This is a genomic window from Caballeronia sp. Lep1P3, from assembly GCF_022879595.1.
GTDB lineage: Bacteria > Pseudomonadota > Gammaproteobacteria > Burkholderiales > Burkholderiaceae > Caballeronia.
This window is the reverse complement of record NZ_CP084265.1, coordinates 17,078-31,953: the sequence shown is the minus strand read 5'-3', so window position 1 is coordinate 31,953 and position 14,876 is coordinate 17,078. Positions and strand designations below refer to the sequence as shown.

At 59.5% G+C, this 14,876-nt stretch carries 11 protein-coding genes and 1 pseudogene; 4 read left to right on the top strand and 8 right to left on the bottom strand.

The genetic code is table 11. The features are described from left to right. Positions 1-42: 42 nt before the first annotated feature. From tagD to LDZ27_RS00120, 5 genes are all read right to left on the bottom strand, one after another. Positions 43-510 (bottom strand): glycerol-3-phosphate cytidylyltransferase, encoded by a 468-nt coding sequence (tagD, locus tag LDZ27_RS00140; protein WP_370653328.1) that lies wholly within the window; start codon positions 508-510, stop codon positions 43-45. 82 nt (positions 511-592) lie between these two features. Next, complete coding sequence (locus LDZ27_RS00135; protein ID WP_244814784.1) at positions 593-2,380, bottom strand: polysaccharide biosynthesis/export family protein; 1,788 nt, start codon at positions 2,378-2,380, stop codon at positions 593-595. A gap of 7 nt (positions 2,381-2,387) precedes the next feature. Then, complete coding sequence (locus tag LDZ27_RS00130) at positions 2,388-3,524, bottom strand: chain-length determining protein (protein ID WP_244814783.1); 1,137 nt, start codon at positions 3,522-3,524, stop codon at positions 2,388-2,390. Positions 3,525-3,538: 14 nt separating this feature from the next. Beyond that, the gene (locus tag LDZ27_RS00125) at positions 3,539-4,204 is read right to left on the bottom strand and encodes an ABC transporter ATP-binding protein (RefSeq protein WP_244814782.1); all 666 of its coding nucleotides are present in this window, start codon (positions 4,202-4,204) and stop codon (positions 3,539-3,541) included. Beyond that, on the bottom strand, positions 4,201-5,019 hold the full coding sequence (locus tag LDZ27_RS00120; protein WP_244814781.1) for an ABC transporter permease: 819 nt from the start codon (positions 5,017-5,019) through the stop codon (positions 4,201-4,203). Before LDZ27_RS00120 ends, LDZ27_RS00125 begins: the two co-directional genes overlap by 4 nt. Positions 5,020-5,371: 352 nt before the next feature. Between LDZ27_RS00120 and LDZ27_RS00115 the strand changes: the two genes are divergently transcribed. Beyond that, the gene (locus tag LDZ27_RS00115; protein WP_244814780.1) at positions 5,372-6,709 is read left to right on the top strand and encodes a capsule biosynthesis protein; all 1,338 of its coding nucleotides are present in this window, start codon (positions 5,372-5,374) and stop codon (positions 6,707-6,709) included. On the opposite strand, the gene LDZ27_RS00110 is transcribed toward LDZ27_RS00115, so the two are convergent. From LDZ27_RS00110 to LDZ27_RS00100, 3 genes and pseudogenes are all read right to left on the bottom strand, one after another. Then, positions 6,710-8,812 carry a phosphocholine-specific phospholipase C gene (locus LDZ27_RS00110; RefSeq protein ID WP_244814779.1) on the bottom strand — a complete coding sequence of 701 codons (2,103 nt, stop codon included), beginning with the start codon at positions 8,810-8,812 and terminating at the stop codon, positions 6,710-6,712. A 291-nt stretch (positions 8,813-9,103) separates the two neighbouring features. Then, complete coding sequence (locus LDZ27_RS00105; protein ID WP_244814778.1) at positions 9,104-10,147, bottom strand: NAD(P)H-dependent glycerol-3-phosphate dehydrogenase; 1,044 nt, start codon at positions 10,145-10,147, stop codon at positions 9,104-9,106. A 31-nt stretch (positions 10,148-10,178) separates the two neighbouring features. Next, positions 10,179-10,485 (bottom strand): annotated as a pseudogene (locus LDZ27_RS00100) (protein-export chaperone SecB); the annotation flags it as partial. A gap of 1,514 nt (positions 10,486-11,999) precedes the next feature. Here LDZ27_RS00100 and LDZ27_RS00095 point away from each other — a divergent pair. The 3 genes from LDZ27_RS00095 to LDZ27_RS00085 all read left to right on the top strand — a co-directional run bounded on the left by LDZ27_RS00095 (position 12,000) and on the right by LDZ27_RS00085 (position 14,855). Further along, positions 12,000-12,605, top strand: coding sequence for a hypothetical protein (locus LDZ27_RS00095; RefSeq protein WP_244814777.1), 606 nt, complete (start codon positions 12,000-12,002; stop codon positions 12,603-12,605). Between the two features lie 997 nt (positions 12,606-13,602). Continuing rightward, positions 13,603-14,448 carry a hypothetical protein gene (locus LDZ27_RS00090; RefSeq protein WP_244814776.1) on the top strand — a complete coding sequence of 282 codons (846 nt, stop codon included), beginning with the start codon at positions 13,603-13,605 and terminating at the stop codon, positions 14,446-14,448. 200 nt (positions 14,449-14,648) lie between these two features. Beyond that, complete coding sequence (locus LDZ27_RS00085) at positions 14,649-14,855, top strand: DNA-binding protein (RefSeq protein ID WP_244814775.1); 207 nt, start codon at positions 14,649-14,651, stop codon at positions 14,853-14,855. The last annotated feature ends 21 nt before the right edge of the window (positions 14,856-14,876 follow it).

Here is a 14,876-nt window from a genome sequence, read left to right as displayed (position 1 = left end):
CCGGGTGCGACGACGCGCGATCATTTTTTCAATGAAGCGCATTCAGGCCGCGAGCCAGCGGGCGTCGCCGTTTTTCGCATGCTGCTCGCCGAAGCCGCCGGCCGCAAGAGGGCCGGACGCGCCGTCACGAATGTGACGCTTCAGTTCGGTCGACGAGATCGCCTCCGTGCGCGGGACATAGACGACGTTGCAATAGTCGTTGAGAAAATCGAACTTGCCGACCCAATCGTCGCCCATGACTAAGGTGTCGATCTGATAACGTTGCACGTCGAGCGCCTTCTGTTCCCAGTTTTCCTCGGGGATCACCAGATCGACGCAGCGCAACGCCTCCAGCATGTGGCGCCGGTCCGCGTACGGAATGACGGTGCGCTTGTTCTTCATATTCATATTGAACTCATCGGTCGAGAGCGCGACCACGAGCCTGTCCCCTAAAGCCTTGGCGCGCCGCAGCAGATTCAGATGACCTACATGCAGCAGGTCGAACGTTCCGTACGTAATGACTGTTCTCATCGCTATCCCCGAGGTTGGATTGCCGGCGAAGGCCGGCTACTGGCCACTGTTCTTAGATTTCCTTTTCAAGACTGCATATGCATCACAGTCCTAGCGCTACCTTCGCGCTGATTGCAATTTGGTAGAGAATCTGGAACACATCCTTCGCAAACTGGCGGGTCTTGAAGTCGACCTTTGGCAACACCATGATCTGATCGCCAGCCACGACAGTCTTGTCTCGCTTTCCGTCGCTGAACGTGCCGTCGAGGTGGGCCACCACCACGCGCGACGTATCCGCATCCTGCGTGAAACCACCGGCCTTTGTAATGTAGTCCTCGACCGAGTAGCTCGAATCTGCCGCGATCGCCGTCGGGAAAAGCACCTCTCCGCCAACCAGGACGATGCCGTCCTTCACCGGCACGAACAGCACATCGCCGTTTTCGAGCAGAAGCTGATCCCGGATCTCGGGCTTACCCACCACGGTCTGGCCCAGCGGCTGGATATGCTTCGCGCGCTCGACCCATTGCAGCACGAGACTCGCTTCATCCTTGCGCAGCGCGGCTTCTTCCTGCGTGCCGGAGCGTGCGGTCAGCACCGCTTCGGAGAGATGGTTGAGCGTTGAATCAAGCATCTGTTTCTGGCGGAGCTTTACGCTCGGGCGGAACAGTTGAAGGTCGTCGACGGCGGAGCGCTCGGTCATTGTTACTTGCCGAAGTAGTGCGCCAAGGCGGCTGCCGTACGGCAACACGTATTCCTGCGGGCCCAGATGCTCACCTTCAACGCGCACGGTGATCGTCCCGGGCTGCTTGTCGGCCGTGAAGCTGATGACATCGCCGTTTTGCAACCTGACGTTGCCCGCGTCAGAGAGCGCGACATATTCGACGTTCAGCGTTGTGCCCGTGTTGCGCGTGATTCGCACGTGCGTCGCCGAAGGCTGCGGATGAGCCGCGGCGATGATTCGGTCGAGCGGCGTGGTCTCGCCGAGGAACTCTATTTGCTTGGCATTTTCCGCGAGGCCCGTCACCGACAAGGTGCTATGGCGCGGGCTGACAAAGATCACGTCGCCATCGGAGAGCGGGACTGAAGGCAACGTGCCACGCAGGAGAAAATCATAGAGATCGATCGTGCCGCGCACCTGCTCGCCGCGCTTTACCTGCACGTCGAGGAACGAGCCGCGACCTGGATCGATGCCGCCCGCCTGATCGAGGTAGCGCAGCACGCTGTCGTTTGACGTGCCGTTGTACATACCCGGATGCCGCACGAAGCCCGCCACATAGACGCGAACCGGCTGCGCCATCTGCAGATTGCAGTAAACGGACACGCGGCTGCTAAACACCTTGCGCAGCGCACCCGTCACCGTCGGCTGAAGCTCGGAATTGGTCACCCCCGCCACATGCAGCGGCCCAACGTGCGGCAGGAAGATATTGCCTTGCTGGTCGACCGTGAGCACCGAGTCGAACTCGTAGCCGCCCCACATGCGCACGCGAAGCTGATCGCCCACCGAGATGACATATCCCGGATTGAAGTCGACCGACGATCCATAAGCGAATGCGCCCGTGAATAGATTTGCACCGAACACGTGGCTCGCCCCGTTCGCTTGATAGTCGGCGCGCTGCGAAGGCGTGAGCGCGGCAAGCCGCGCCGCCGTGGTGCCCGGCGCTTCCTTGCGAGGCTCGGCGGCCTCCGACATGCCAGCGTCGAGCGCTGCGGCGTTCATTGCGTTGCCCCGCGCCATCGAAGGCATGTTGGCGAAATCGCTGGTTCTCAGACGGCTGATATTCGATGCCTCGCCTGCGAGGTCGGCGCCGCCGTACGCGGACGAGGCGGCCTGCGCGTGGCTGATGCCCAAGATGCCGCCGAGGAAACAGGTCAGAAGAAAAGAACGAAACATGAATCAGTCAATCCCGGTGATCGCGGATGATCGCGCCGATCAGGCGGATGACACCGGCTACGAGCAAGGAAACGATAACGAAAACAACGATGTTGTAGAGACGTCGCGGCTGCATCGAAGCCTGCGGCAAGCTCGGCGACTGGAGCACTTGAACGCTCTTGATCTTGCGCGTCGCATCGACGCGCGCCTTTTCGAGCGCGGCGAGCCCGGTCTTATAGACGTCTTCGGCAAAAGTCGCCTCGACCTGAAGGCGATGCTGCTCCTCGGCAAGGTGATTTAGTGCCGTACCGTTCTTGGACGCGATCCGACTGCGCTCGACCTTGATCTGCTGCTGAAGCGCGTTTATCTGCCCTTCAATCTGAACGATGTCCGGAGCCTGCGGCGTCAGGTAGCCGAGCATCGCGAGCTTCTTCGCTTCGAGTTGGCTGCGCTCGGATTCGAGTCGGTCCACTACTTCAGAGACACCCTGAGCCGTGGCAATCGGCGATGCAAGACCGTTCTCGTTCTGGAAGGCGATAAGGCGCTTCTGTGCGGCGAACATGCGGTCGCGGATGGTGACCAGTTCGTTCTCGATAAATGACACCTGCTGCTCGGCCACCGCGTTATCCATGCGGTTTAGGTCCGACTCGCCCTCTTCGACCATCATACGTACGATCGCCTGCGCCATCTGCGGCGTATACGCCTGCGCCGTCACGACGAGATCCTGACTGTAGTCGTCGTAGGTCACCGCGACACGGCCCAGCAAGTAACGCTGAAACTCCTCATCCGGCGCCGCTCTATCCCAGAGAATCGAGAGCCAGTCGTGCTTGCGGTCGCTGAAGTGCGCGCGCATATCGAGCCGATCGTCGAGCTTGCGCATCATGTCTATCGAGAGCAACCGGTCGCGAAACAGCATCATGTCGCGCGAACTGCCCGATCCAGAGATCAGCGACAACAGGCCGCTTGCCGCCTCTGTGGCCTCCACATTGGTGCGGGTGACGACGATGTGCGCTTCAGAAACGTATTGATCGGACTCGATCGCCCCCCAGTAGAGCGACGCGAGGCTAATCGCCACGATGAGCAGCAGGCGCAACCAGTAGCGGCGCCAGTGCTCAGCCCTCAAATGCTCGCGCAGCTTGCGCTTGCGCGGCGCGATGACATCCATCGGTAGATCTCGATTCATGCTGCCAGACTCTCTTTATAGCGGGCGAGGCCTTCCTTTAGATCGTCGAACCAGAGGGCCTGTCCTTCATGCAGCCAGAGCGCCTTTTCGCAGAAGGCTTTCAGTGTCGCTTCGTCGTGCGAGACCATGATCAGTCCGGCGCGCTCCGCGATGCCGCGAAATGCGTCGCGCGACTTCTTTCGAAACGCCGCGTCGCCAACTGAGGTCAGTTCGTCAACGAGGTAGACGTCGAAGTCAAATGCGAGCGATATCGCGAACGCGAGTCGCGAGCGCATGCCCGACGAATAGTTCTTGACCGGCCGATCCAGTGCGTCGCTGAGTTCTGAAAACTTGCGAATAAACCCGATGCGTTCGCGTAGCATTTCGTCATCCACGCCATGTATGCGCGCGATGAACTTGGCGTTCTGTGCGCCGCTAAGCGACCCTTGGAAGCCGCCCGACAGGCCCAGCGGCCATGACACGCGGCACTGCCGGGACACCGTTCCACGCGTTGGCCGGTCCATGCCACCGAGAAGGTTGAGCAACGTCGACTTTCCAGCGCCGTTACGGCCGAGCACGGCAAGCTTGGTTGAACGCGGAATGTTCAAGGTGACGTTCTTGAGCACATACTGCTCGTCGTTACTGCCGCGGTAACGCTTGCTCATGTTGCTGACGACGATCATCGCTCCACCAACCGCTTTGCGAAGCGAACGTGCAGGAAAAGACCAGTGACCAGCCAAGCGCCGATCCAGGTCATCAGGTACGTAAGACTGGCGAGATTATTCGGCCGGTAAGACACGAGGTATCCCGCACGCATGAACTCAATGGCGTGAACGACCGGGTTCAGAAAATAGACAGATTGCCACGACACCGGAATCCACGAGGAAGGATAAAGTGCGCTCGACGCGTAATACACAATTCCGAATGTCATGCGCGCGATCGACCCAATCTCGTGGATCAACTCGGCGGCGACGGACAGCGTGAGGCCGATACCCAAGCCAAACAGCCAGAAGAGGACAAACATGACCGCGACTTGCAGCGGATGTCCCACCGAGACGTCCACCCCGCACAGTGCGAACGCCACAATCAAAACCGTTCCGACCACAAGGTAAATAAGACCCTCGAGCATAGCCCGTGCAATGACGGCGTCGATGGGCTTGATCTGCCGATAGACGAAGAGGGCGCGGTTCGCAGGAATCGCATCGAGACCCCGCAATGCCGCGCTTTTCATCATGTAATAAGGTAGCAGGCCAAGGCCAATAAACAACGGCACGTTCACGCCGGGAATCATGTGGTGCTGCACGATCCCGTGCCAGACCACTAGCAGAACGATATGCTCCCCCTGCTCGATAATGATCCACACCCAGCCTCCTCGGCCGAGCGAAAGACGTGTGACGGCTTCGCGCAGGAACAGCGCGTGAATCACCGAACGCATAACCGCCCACGACGAGCGTGGTCCTACAGCCGTCAACTCTTTAAGCATGACGAACTGCTTCACAAACACCGCAATCGACGAACGAACGCGGCGTCGCGCTCGGAGCCGCGTGGCGCTCGGACGTCCCAAAGCACAAACACAACCGACGCGTCATTTTTACCGGAACGGTCCAACCGTCGATCTTCACCTGCGTCTTAGCCATCTTTCTTTACGTCTTTATTACAACTATTGGTGAAAAATGAATTATGCGTTACATTCCTTAACGATGCCAAGTAAGACCTACGGAAATCGGCGGTTGTTAGGCTGATTTGCAACAGACGTCATGCAGATGTTGCAACCTTATTACAAAACGGAATCCGTAGACCGCTGCGCTGGTTGATAATAAATCGGTCAAAATTACCACAAGATTCGCATAATGCCTGCGCATGCCTTCATCACTTCAAGGCTCGACGAATTGGGTCGTTACCAAAGTCTCCTCTTACTTCAGGGTCCTAACGGGCCTTTTTTTAGGCAAGTAGCGGATCGGATGCGCGAGCTAGGGGCCACCGTCACTAAGGTCAACTTCAACGGCGGCGACTCCCTGTTCTATCGAGACTCCTCCTCGGTCGAATATCGCGGTACCGCCGACGCTTGGCCCGCTTATTTGCATATGCTCGTCATGCAAAAAAGTATTCGCGCGATCTTGCTCTTCGGGCAATGCCGTCCCATGCATGAAGCAGCGCTCACGCTCGCGCGTGATATCGGAATCGCGGTCATTGTGTTCGAAGAAGGCTATGTGAGGCCCTGGTGGATCACGATGGAGGAAGGCGGCGTCAATCACGCGTCGCATTTAGCGGACGTCGTTCCGGCAGAATTGCCGACGTATCCGCAGGTTCAGCGGCCACGCCAATTTCGTTGGGCATTTACGCGAATGGCGTGGTATTCGTTTCTCTATTTCGCCGCTGGCGTCCTTTCGCGTCGCTTATATCCCCATTACGAGCACCATAAACCGTTTCGCTTGAAAGAGATGTTCCACTGGATGCTTTCAGGATACCGTAAGCATCTTTACCGTTCGACCGAGCGTGAAATCATTGCGCCATTGCTCGACACGTACGGACCCGACTTCTTTCTTGTACCGCTGCAAATCAGCACGGACAGCCAGATCGTGCACGCGAGCAACTGGAAAGACAATGAAGCGTTCATCGAAGCGACCATCCGGTCCTTTGCGTGCAATGCATGCGCGACGGATCTTCTGGTGTTCAAGCATCATCCGCTCGAACGCGGACACGCCGACTACGGCGCCGCAATCGACGCAGGCACGAACCGTTACGGCGTGACCGGGCGAGTGCTTTATATTCATGATGGACATGTTCCGTCGCTGTTAAAGCGCAGTAAAGGCGTGGTAACGATCAACTCGACGGTCGGACTCCAGGCGCTTTATCACGGTGTGCCCGTGTGCGTTACTGGCGCCGCATTCTATGCGCGACCGGGCATCGTCGAAGCAGTCAGCATGGACACATTCTGGCAGGAGTCTGTCGAGCCGAATCGGAAGACTTTTACGCGCTTTTATCGGTACATGATGCATACGACGCAGATCAATGCATCGTTCTATGTCATGTCGAGCCTGCGAGCACCGCGCCGCGGATTCGCTCATGGCGTGCTGATGCGTTTCGCAGGAGCGGGAGCCGCGATGATGTTGTTCGGCTCCGGAGAAACATCGTCGCTCCTAGAGAAGTCGGTTGCCTGGCTCAGCTCAGCGCTGCATGCGCTCTAATCAGCGCAGTGTCGTGACAGGTTCTGTGGCGGCCGGATCGCTGACTCCCGGCTCGCCGTTCTCCATATAGCCTGCAAGGCGGCGCAAGAACTCGGCATCTGCGGCCGACGTAACGCTGATGTCGTACCAGCGTGAGCTGCGTTCGAGCGGCCACGTCTCGATGGACGTCGAGCCTGCTTCCAGACTCAGCTTGCGCGCGGTTGCGCCATAGGCGTTATCGACAATGGTAATCTGCGCGATCCCATCGCCCGCGTTGGAAAGCCTCACACGCAGACTCGTGGCCTTGACGTCGTACTCGATCGACACATCGATGAAACGCTCCTCCGACTTGCCGCGCAGGCGTCGCACAAATCCGTTCGGTCCGTGTACTTCGTAAGCGTACCGGTTCGCCGATCCCATGAGAGGCAAGCTTGCTGCGAGGGATTTGCCGGATTCGACTGTATAACGCCATGGGGCGACCTCACTGTCGAGCGCATACACGTAGAAATGTGCACCTTGACTGCCTACGTTGTGAAACGTGAGCTCGAACGTGCGCCCGTCCTTGTCGGGCGCGCCGCTTACATGAAGTTCATAAGGCAGTGCCCGCGTGCGCCGCACGCCGGGCTCTTGCGCATGGATCTCACTGGGCACCGGCGGCACCACAGGCTTCGGCTGTAGCATGCATTGCCGCGTCGCTTTCGCGATCTGCACGGCCGTGTCGGGCAATGACGGCATGCCGGAGTCGGCTGCTTTGAAATCGAACGCCGACGTCAGATCACCGGTGATCGTGCGCCGCCACGGCGTGATGTTAGGCTCATGCACGCCGAAGCGCGCCTCGATGAAGCGAATGATTGACGTATGATCAAACACTTGCGAGCACACGAATCCACCCTTAGTCCAAGGTGAGACGATCGTCATCGGTACCCGAGGCCCGAGGCCGTATGGCAGTCCATCGGCGGTGTAGCCCTTCCCGCGCCCCGGGTTCACCACCGTATGAAGCTCGCCTTCAACACTCACCGTCGAGCGTCCACGAGCGTCGCTGGCGGGCGGCTGCGGCGGCGGAACGTGATCGAAGAAGCCGTCGTTCTCGTCGTAGACCACGAAAAGCACCGTCTTGCTCCAGACTTCCGGATTCGCCGTGAGCGCATCGATGACCTGTGATATGTATTCCGCGCCGAACGCCGGCATGTACTTCGGATGTTCTGAATAGATGGCGGAAGGACAAAGCCAAGAAACCTGCGGCAAACGACCCGCCAGCACATCGGCGCGCAACTCGGATACGGTGCGCGCCGTCATCGCGCGATCATGAAGCGGCGTGCCGCGCTTCGCATTGATGTATTTCTCGAAATTCTGCAGGATATTCGTGCCGAAATTGCCTTGATAGATATCGCGGTTGCTCGTGCCCGGTTGATAGATCTGCCAGGAAATGCCTGCTTCTTGCAGGCGCTCTGGATAGGTGGTCCACGACAGTAGTTGATACTCCGGTGGCCTTCGATTGTCGACGTAATCGTTGTTGTCTAGAAGTGGCCCGCCCATCGTGCCCGTCGGATCGATGGTGCCCGTCATCAGATACGAGCGATTCGGATGTGTCGGTCCCGGCATCGAGCAAAAGTACGCGTCGCAAACGGTGAATGCATCGGCAAGCGCGTAGTGGAAAGGAATGTCGCTGCGAAGATGATAGCCCATCGACATGTCGGTCTTGCTTGGGGGCCAGCGATCGTTGCGCCCTTCATTGATCGCGCGGTGCGTCGGATGCCATGTATGATCGAGGTCGCCGATGCACTGTGCGCTCGTGGTGGAAGTATCGAAGTGGAACGGCAGAACGCGCTTCGTGGGGTCCGCCTTCGATGGCTGCGACCATACCGGTTGCCCGTTCGCAAGCGGAACTGGAAAACGATCGTTGTACCCGCGCACGCCGCGCAAATGGCCGAAATAGTGATCGAATGAACGGTTCTCTTGCATAAGGACGACGACATGCTTGACGTCGGCTATCGTGCCCGTGCGCGTCGCTGCCGGAATGGCCAAGGCTTTCCGGATCGATTCCGGCAGCGCGCCGAGTGACGTTGCAGCGCCGGCCGAGGCCAGCAGCCGCCGAAGAAAGCGGCGGCGCTCAACAGAAACCATAACTACTATTCCTTTCGGTCGCAGATATTAATGCTTGGCGCGAGGTTGGCACGGTCACAAAGTGTGCGCTCATGCCGAATAGGGATGCCGTAAAAGCCGAGAGGAATATACCGGAAGAAGAGACGACTGTTAGACGATGGATTCGCCCAGTTCTGTCTATCTCCGGCAATCTCGCACTGTAAACCGGACTCCGTACGCTCGACCGGAAAGCCGCACTCTGCCTCGCGACGGCACTAGCGACGTCCTTTGTCAGTTCTCCGGCTACGCTCGTCAGTTCTCTTCCACGGTGCGTCAGCCGTTTTGCACACCTTGATGAGAGCATGAATACAACCGCGATGCTTCGGCCTTCGAGACCCTGCTGAGCAGCGCCTGAACGGCATCGCGCGGCGCCACGCTATCAAAGAGCACGCGGCATACCGCCTGCGTGATCGGCATCTCGATGCCGTGGGTTTGCGCGATGCCGAGCACGGCGCGTGCGCAACGCACGCCCTCCGCGACATGCCCGAGCGCCGCGAGAATCTCGTCGAGCGTGCGTCCCGTCGCGAGCTGCTTGCCGACGGTGCGGTTGCGCGACAGATCGCCCGTTGCGGTGAGGATGAGGTCGCCCAGACCGGTCAGCCCGGTGAACGTCTCCGCGCGCCCACCGAGCGCGACGCCCAGACGCGACATCTCCGCGAGCCCGCGCGTGATCAGCGCCGCGCGCGCGTTGAGGCCGAGGCCGAGGCCGTCGGAGATGCCGGTCGCGATGGCGAGTACGTTTTTCACCGCGCCGCCCACTTCGACGCCGATCATGTCGTCGCCGGTATAGATGCGCATCGCGCCGTGATGGAACGCCGCGACCGTGCGCGCGGCCAGTTCCGCCGACGGGCTCGCCACCGTCAGCGCGACGGGCAAGCCTTGCCCCACTTCGCGCGCGAAGCTCGGGCCGGACAGCGTACCGTTGCTGCGATGCTCGGGCAGTTCGGCCGCGACGACTTCATTGGGCAGGCATTGCGTGTCGGCCTCGAAGCCTTTGCACAACCAGACGATATGCGCCGGCACGATGCCGGACTGCCGCATCGAACGGCACAGCGCGCGCAAGCCCGCGACCGGCGTCGCGACGACACACAAGGCGTCGTCCGCCGAGCCATGCGCGAGCGCCGCGGCCAGATCCGTCTCGAACTCGAGCGCCGGCGGCAGGTTCACGCCTGCGAAATAGCGGGTGTTTTCGTGCGTGCGGGAAAGAGATTCGATGAGTGCGGCGTCGCGCGCCCAGAGCTTCGTGTCGTGCCGGGTTGCGAGGTGGCCCGCAAGTGCGGTGCCCCACGCGCCGGCGCCGAGAACGGCTGCTTTCATGCTCGGCTCCGGTCGGCAGAGTCAGATGGAGTTAGTGCGTCGCGCCGTTGCCCGCGCCTACCTGCGCGCCGGCGAGCTGCGCCAGGCGTTGCTCGTACAGCGCCTGGAAGTTGATTTCCGCGAGGTGGATCGGCCGGAAGCCGGCACGCGTCATCGTGTCGGCGATTTTCGAGCGCGGCTACGAGAACAGGATGCTCCGGCGAGCGATGCCGACCAGCGGATCGATCTGCTCTCCCGGAACGTTGCGAATATCGAAATTGCCTTGCTATTTCAATAATCAGGAACGCGATCCTACTCGCGCAGTTTGCGGTACCGGCGACCGGCACTTTGAAGACCGCTCGATGGCGCGGTCATCGATAGCGAAACCGGAAGCATGAATTCCGCGTGCTTTGTCAGCGGTTGTCTGATTGACAGTTCCGAGGCAGCAATAGGCTTTGGTATGGGACATGTCGTTCTTAAGCTTGAGTGACTCTATGCGAAACCGAGCGTGCGAATCATACCGGGTGTGGCGCAGTCGAACTATCTGTTCCAACCCTCCGATCCCGCGCCTCTGTGTGGCCAACCCGATGCCGACCTTTCGCAAAGTGCTTTAGGAGCGCCGCTTTCTCCATAGACAGATTGCCTTGCGTCGCCAGCTCGGAACTAACCAGGCGCGAGCCGTTGTTCTTTCTTGCATCCAACCTTGGATCACGCCTAAGGTGGCCCGTCGCGAGAGCGCTTAACTCAACCGAAATATCGGACGGCGTCGGTTTTCACCGTCCGAACGACTGTCCCTAATGCAACCAAATGAGGCGCCGCCGCTAGCCGCAATCCAATTTTCCGAGATGTCCCTGTGTGGACCCATGCTCTCGAATGGGACCCGCTGGCAATCTCAAAAAGGGGGTGCCGGGGGGCAAATCTCATACGTGCCCTTAGTGCCAGACCTATGTAAAAAGGACGGTGCGAATGAGGCCGAGCTGCAGTTACCAATCGGATCGGCACGCCCCGGTGAGCTTCCCCGCGCGCTTACTATGCGCGCAATTCCATCGGTTGCTTCGTGCCGCGGATCACCGCGCAGTCGGGTGAAAGTTGAGCATGCCCTTCCGTATTCGTGATCGGAGGTCCTTTGCAATGAGCAAGGCAGTCGTTTCGGTTACATGGCGGTTACATGTCACTTTTTATCGGGACTCGTAGAGCCAAGCCGACGTCTTTAGAAGCCAGATTTGACGGGTTTCTGGGTCAGAATTATCAAAACGTGAAGCGCGGATTGCGAATCCGTCGGTTCACGAATTAACTTTGCCCGTCTCAATTTCTTGACTAGACTCCGTAGCGAACAAACGCTTGGCGGCAAGTGAAGCAAGCTTGAAGCAACCTAGATCGGTAGGAAGAGTCCGGGCTCGAGACATAACGGGCATCGGATAAATCGTGGAGGCGTGCCATGCCAATTAAGCAGTGCGAAGTTTGCGGGAAGAGCTTCGCAGCTCGACTATCGGCATACCGCGCCTGCGGACAACTATGCGGCCACAAGCTCGCAGCAGCGGAACGGCGGCGCCGTAATACCGCTTCACTTATCTGCCCCGTATGCGGCAAAGAGTTCGTGAATACCGGCATGCAAAAGGGTCGACAAACCTGCTCCTGGGAATGCTCACGTGTTCTTATCGGGCAAAAGCAGCGGCGCAGGACGGAACGGATCTGCCAGGCGTGTGGCGTCAGATTCGAGGCCGTATTGAGCGCCGTAGGCAACTTCTGCACGAAAGCCTGCGCCCGTGCCCGTAATAACACCACACGGGACTGTGAGGTTTGCGGCAAACCGTTTCGGACGCCACCCAGTCTGATGCGGGTGCGAACATGCTCTCGCGAGTGTGGATACAAAGTGAAGCGTCCCAACGACAAACGGCTTCAAATTAACTGCAAGCTCTGCGGCAAATTTTTTTTGGATTCACCTAGCCGCGCCGATCGGCGGACCTACTGCTCAGATGCGTGTCATCGAGCGGACCCCGAAGTAAGCCTGGATCGGTCAAAAAACTTCACCGGTCCGCTCAATCCGGCCTGGCAAGGCGGGGTCACGCGCTTCTCGGTGTCCGCCTCCGGCAAGCGCTACGCGCGCAGCGCTCCGGAGAAGGAAAACGACAAATGCGCGCGACGACGGTCTGCCAAACGTCAGGCTGCGGTGCAGTGGGCCGACAAGAAAAAGATCGCGCACTTCTATGCAGAGGCGCAACGACTTTCCGCGCTGATGGGTACGCCATATCACGTCGACCACATCGTTCCGCTCATCAGCCGCGTCGTATGTGGTCTGCACAACGAGTTCAACCTACAGGTACTTCCCGGCGTGGAAACCTCCGAAAGCTCAACCGCCTCTGGCCCGATATGCCCTAGACATGCCCGGCGGTTCGCCTCGGTGGGTGGCACTACCGGTGCCGTTCCGACGTACTCGGCGGCGGCAGGTCGTGAACTCCGGCGTACGAGCGAACCTTGAGTAATCTTGTCCGGCCTGTCATGGAGTTCATCGTCATCTACTTCCTATCTGGCCGGGTCCCGGATTTGAGCCGTCGAACATTTAACCGGTCCCTCCGCAAACTGGAACCGCTATCCGCTCAGCAGTTTGCATAGCCTCACTAGCACCGTAGCTATGTGTTACACCATCGCGCCGACGGCATCGAGCGTCTGCCGGCGCGCCACTACAACTCAGTCGCTCGCGGACGCGTCCGATTGCGCCTGCGCCGCGGGCGGCATCGCGAGTGCGACGCGCAGCGGGAGATGAGCACGGCTCGGACGCGTCGAATGCATCGCACGGACTCTTGGTCAAAGTTGGTGATCCGCAAAGTGTTGGCCAACCGTTCTTCCCTTCGGCAGTCTAGGGGACGCCACTCGCTCGTCAGCTTGGATTCCTGATTGGAATCATGGCTTTCAAGGCGAGTTCCGCCTGCAAAGGGAGGGGCCGACTTCCTCAAAGATCGCACGGACACTGCAGAGTGCTGCATCGCGCTTCGACGGCGTAGGGGAGCGACGTGCACGCCCGAGAGAGGCGATCGGCTTCGCGCGCGCGCGCGATACATGTATGCCGAGCAGACGTGGGGCGCCGACTCGGCAGAGCCCGACGTAATTCGGGAGGGCATACGGTCGCCCGACAGCTCCGTGCCAGGATCGCGACTGACGGTCCGGTTTGCCCGTTTTTGCTCCGTTCCGCCGAACTTGACTAATCCAAACTAGAGACGGCCCGTATTCGCCCGCTCCAGCTATAAGGAGCGGGCGAATCGGGCTGATCGGACATTTCTTCTCTCGTCACATCACATCGCGATCAGAGCACCTCGACGATCGACTGCCACAACGGCGAGTTGCGCAGTCGACTTCAACTAGGGGTTTCACTAAAAACGAAAAGCGTCGGTTGCACTTGCTATCGGCCAAAATATGCGGTTTCAGCCGACGTCGAAGCATAGATTCTGCTTGCGACTCGACAAAGCAGCGGAGTGACATTGAGCGTGATCGAAACTCTTCAAAATACCTGCGCGTGCGGCGGTAGCAGCCGTACGCCTATGTCTGAGCCGCTCGATGCGGGCGCCATCGTGATCTGCACGCAATGTCGTCGGCCCGTTCGACTCATCGATGAGAAAGACCAGTGCACGCCGTTCTGGTTTGTGGGGCAAGCAGGCTCAGCCGCCTTCGAGCAAAAGCGCGCGCCCGATACGACCAGAGCTGAATGGCTTGGCGTGTTGATTGACGACGAGAAATGGCTCGCCCCGAAGAAGATCGCTTCCGCCCGCGAGGCCGCACTGTTCTTGTGCGGATCCCACCCGCTGACGCGCGACGGCGATGACGGAAGGCCGGTTGTCGACGGCTCGATGCAAGATCGGTTTCAATCGCTGTGGCTGGGCCATTTCGACAAGATCGAGCGCAGCGATCTGAGTGCGCGTCGGTCGATCATCGAATGGTGGAGCCTGGCCGTGTCGGATGACCTCGAGCGTCATCCAGAAATCGATGAGCTCGTGCGTAGATACATCGCGACGCATCCCGAAACCGAGCCCAAACCGCCCAACGAGTTCGTGCCGTCTGCGGGCGACGCGCCGAACGCTGGCTCGTCAGAAATGGAAGAAGGACCGACGAAACCGCGGCGGTGGTCGGATGACGAGCTTCGCGTGCTCCGCGCCGAGTCCAGGGAGGGAAGCACTCAAGCCGAGCTCGCTCAGAAGTACGGCGTCGCGCCGCAACGGATTTCGGTGCTCCTCAAGCGCGCTAAAGAGCGGTTTGAGAAGAAAGCCGCGAGTCCATTTCCGCACGCTCCGGCAGTACGCCGCCCAGGAAAGAAATCTCGAAACGGCTGAACCTACTGTTGCGCTGCACTGTTGCGTAAATCGGCCGCAGAGCCCCGCTCTACAAGGGCGCAACTGTTGCGCAACAGTGCACGAACTGTTGCGGCATGTATGTTCGGCTTCACGTGATCCGCGAGGAAAACGATGGACCCACGTCCATGCGTTTCCGATCCGCGCGACACGGACCTTTCATCATTGGGAGCCGCACGCAAATGAAACTGCAACCTCGCTTCTCTTCCCCTCCGCCGCAGTACCTCTCGACTGAAGAACTGGCCGCATGCCTCAGCCTGCGTCCCCAGTCGATCCGCAAACGTTATTGCCAGACGGGCGCCTACTTCTGCCTGCGCCCGGTCAAGCTGCCCAACGGTCGCCTGATGTGGCCGGCGGATGCCGTCGAACAACTGACTCGCGTCGCGTAAAACAAAAGACCCGACCTACCC